The sequence below is a fragment of the Saccharothrix sp. ST-888 genome, from assembly GCF_000955975.1.
Taxonomy (GTDB): domain Bacteria; phylum Actinomycetota; class Actinomycetes; order Streptomycetales; family Streptomycetaceae; genus Kitasatospora.
The window spans coordinates 1-279 of sequence record NZ_JYJF01001049.1 but is presented as its reverse complement, the minus strand read 5'-3'; the positions used below and the strand labels follow the sequence as shown (position 1 = coordinate 279).

Genomic DNA, 279 nt, shown 5'->3' with positions numbered 1-279 from the left:
TGGTTGAGGGACGTACGGCGTTCCTGTTCACCGGTCAGGGCAGCCAGCGGGCCGGGATGGGCGCCGAGCTGTATGGGGCGTTCCCGGTGTTCGCGGATGGGCTGGACGAGGTGTTCGCGCACCTGGACCAGCACTTGGAGCGTCCGCTGCGCGAGGTGATGTGCGCGGACGACAGCGAGGTCCTCGACCGGACCGGCTACACGCAGCCCGCGCTGTTCGCGATCGAGGTGGCGCTGTTCCGCCTCACCGAGTCGTGGGGTGTGCGGCCGGACTTCCTGG

Annotated in this window: 1 protein-coding gene; it reads left to right on the top strand. The window is 69.5% G+C overall.

Going from position 1 to position 279, the window contains the following annotated elements:
* Positions 1 to 279: acyltransferase domain-containing protein (locus UK12_RS35540; RefSeq protein ID WP_045307361.1), on the top strand; the 279-nt coding region annotated here is incomplete at both ends.